The organism is Colwellia sp. RSH04 (assembly GCF_003545765.1).
GTDB lineage: Bacteria > Pseudomonadota > Gammaproteobacteria > Enterobacterales > Alteromonadaceae > Colwellia.
Map to the genome: position 1 here is coordinate 1 of NZ_QXIO01000037.1, position 1,400 is coordinate 1,400.

Here is a 1,400-nt window from a genome sequence, read left to right on the forward strand (position 1 = left end):
TCAGTTAAACAAAAGATCGGTTGACCGATCATAATGATCATGCAAAATCCATTATCAGTTTTCTGATAATGGATTTTTTTATGCAACTTTCAAATGCTCTCGATGCAATAAACCATATTAAGCCTAACCAAGTAGAAACGTTGGCTGATTTACTCCCTTTAGAGTTGATTGAGGAAGCATATGCTCTCACCGATACCGTCACTTTAAGAAAGAGAAAACTCACTTTAGAGTCAACCGCTTGGTTACTTATTGGTATGGCTATTTACAACGATAAATCCATGGCTGATGTGGTTAATATGTTAGACATTGTTGATAGAGAGGGAAAGCCATTTGTTGCCCCTAGCGCCTTAACTCAACGAAGAAAAAGTCTAGGAGAGTCCGCAATGAAGTCACTTTTTAATTGCACACAAAAACACTGGAATGAAAAAGCCAATCACCCACACTGGAATGGCTTAACATTACTTGGCGTTGACGGTGTTGTTTGGCGCACCGATGACTCAGAAGAAAATAATAAGGCTTTTACCAAGCCTAAAAATACACAATACCCACAGGTAAGGATGGTTTGTCAAATGGAGCTCAGCAGTCACTTAATCTCGGCGAGTGCCTTTGATGATTATAACGTCAATGAAATGGTGCTTGCAGAGAAATTAATCGAATCAACCCCTGATAACAGTTTAACGCTGTTCGATCGTGGTTTTTATTCATTAGGGTTACTTCACAAGTGGCAAACAACAGGCAGTGAACGTCACTGGTTAATCCCGCTGAAAAAGAATGTTCAATATGAAGTTATCCGGTCTTTAGGACGTAATGATAAGTTAGTTCAACTGAGCAGTAACCCAAGGGCACGAAAGCTATGGCCTAACTTACCTAAAACACTTGAAGCGAGATTAGTGACACGAAAAATCAATGGAAAAGACTATAGTGTTTTAACCTCGATGACAAACCCAATGAAATACCCATCCGCCGATATTGGTGACTTATATAGTCATCGTTGGGAAATAGAGCTTGGTTACCGAGAGCAAAAGCAGTATATGCTCGGTAATAGGTTAACCTTGAGAAGTCGTTTACCCGAGCTTGTTAAGCAAGAGTTATGGGGCATTCTTCTCACCTATAATCTAGTGCGCTACCAAATGGTGAAGATGTGCCATAGCTTAAAAGGAGATTACTTGCCTTATCAATTAAGCTTCAATGGAGGCTTGGCGCAAATAGTAAGGTTGTTAGTCGGTTTACCTTATTCCTCACCTGGTGCGGTACCTCGCCAATTAAAGCACTTTTACTGTATGGCTGAAAGCTTAATACTTGCGCCTCGCAGAGGAAGGAGTTTTCCTCGAACGGTAAAGCCAAGACCACAACGATACGCTAGAAATAAAAATGCCGCTCACCTTAAGTGAACGGCATTA

At 40.6% G+C, this 1,400-nt stretch carries 1 protein-coding gene; it reads left to right on the forward strand.

What is annotated here, in order from left to right; genetic code table 11:
- Window positions 1–80 precede the first annotated feature (80 nt).
- Complete coding sequence (locus D1094_RS18380; RefSeq protein WP_118961550.1) at window positions 81–1,391, forward strand: IS4 family transposase; 1,311 nt, start codon at window positions 81–83, stop codon at window positions 1,389–1,391.
- Window positions 1,392–1,400: the final 9 nt, after the last annotated feature.

What these genes read in the sequence shown, in the direction of transcription:
- D1094_RS18380 (WP_118961550.1), top strand. Translation starts at nt 81, where the DNA reads ATGCAACTTTCAAATGCTCTCGATGCAATAAACCATATTAAGCCTAAC.